The organism is Streptomyces sp. NPDC060205 (assembly GCF_042728395.1).
GTDB lineage: Bacteria > Actinomycetota > Actinomycetes > Streptomycetales > Streptomycetaceae > Streptomyces.
In genome coordinates, this window is record NZ_JBHWZP010000636.1 from 1 (window position 1) to 1,457 (window position 1,457).

Consider the following 1,457-nt stretch of genomic DNA (forward strand, 5'->3'; position numbering starts at 1 on the left):
TCAGCGGGAAGTGACGGGTGTCAGCCCATCTCCTCCAGCGTCTTGCCCTTGGTCTCCTTGACGAACTTCAGGACGAAGGGGATGGAGAGCGCGGCGAAGACGGTGTAGATCACGTAGGTCGCGGAGAGGTTCCAGTCGGCCAGTGACGGGAAGCTCGCGGTGATGGCCCAGTTGGCGATCCACTGCGCGGCGGCGGCGACGCCCAGGGCCGCGGCGCGGAGCTTGTTGGGGAACATCTCGCCCAGGAAGACCCACACCACGACGCCCCAGGAGAGGGCGAAGAAGAGGACGAAGACGTGGGCGGCGATCAGCGCGACCCAGCCCTGGGTGGCGGGCAGCTTGCCGTCGACGAGGTCGTAGGAGAAGGCCCAGGCCTCCAGGCCCAGTCCGATGACCATGCCCACGGAGCCGATGAGGGCGAGGGGGCGGCGGCCGATCCGGTCGACGAAGATCATGGCGATCACGGTGCCGACGATGTTGATGATCGACGTGGTGAACGAGTAGAGGAACGAGTCCGTCGGGTCGACGCCCACCGACTGCCACAGCGTGGAGGAGTAGTAGAACGCCACGTTGATGCCGACGAACTGCTGGAACACCGACAGCCCGATACCGATCCACACGATCGGCTTGAAGAAGAACGTGCCGCCCAGCAGGTCCTTGAAGGACGACTTGTGCTCGCTCTTCATCGCGTGCTCGATCTCGGCGACGCGGGCGTCCAGGTCGATGTCGCCCTCGACCTCCCGCAGCACCTCACGCGCCCGCTTGTCGCGGCCCGCGGAGATCAGAAAACGCGGGGACTCGGGGATCGCGAAGGACAGCAGCCCGTAGATGACGGCCGGGATCACCATCACCCCGAGCATGACCTGCCAGGCCTCCAGGCCCATGACCGTGCCGCGCTGGTCGCCGTCCGCGGCGTTCAGGATGCCCCAGTTGACCAGCTGCGAGATCGCGATGCCGATGACGATCGCGGCCTGCTGGAACGAGCCCAGCCGTCCGCGGTAGGCGGCCGGGGACACCTCGGCGATGTAGGCCGGGCCGATGACCGAGGCCATCCCGATCGCGAAACCGCCGACGATCCGCCAGAACGCCAGGTCGTACAGGGCGAACGGCAGCGCGGAGCCGACGGCACTGACGGTGAACAGCACCGCCGAGATCTGCATGCAGCGGATCCGGCCGATACGGTCCGCGATCCGGCCCGCGGTCGCCGCACCGATCGCACAGCCGATCAGGGCGATGGCGATGACCTGCGCCAGCGCCGCCGAACCGACCTCGTACCGGTCACGGATGGCCTCGACCGCACCGTTGATCACGGCACTGTCGTAGCCGAAGAGGAAACCCCCCATCGCGGCCGCGGCCGCGATGAAGATGACATGCCCGAGATGCTCCGGAGGAACCGGTCGGGCGCCGGACTGGGGTGGCTGCGCTGTGCTGGTCACGTGTAACTCCTCGGGCCACCG

General features: G+C 67.5%; 1 protein-coding gene. It reads right to left on the bottom strand.

Features of this window, described 5'->3' with window-relative positions:
- Positions 1 to 20: 20 nt before the first annotated feature.
- A complete protein-coding gene (locus ACFWGJ_RS43680) occupies positions 21 to 1,436 on the bottom strand; it encodes a sugar porter family MFS transporter (RefSeq protein WP_387334546.1) in 1,416 nt (471 codons plus the stop codon).
- Positions 1,437 to 1,457: the final 21 nt, after the last annotated feature.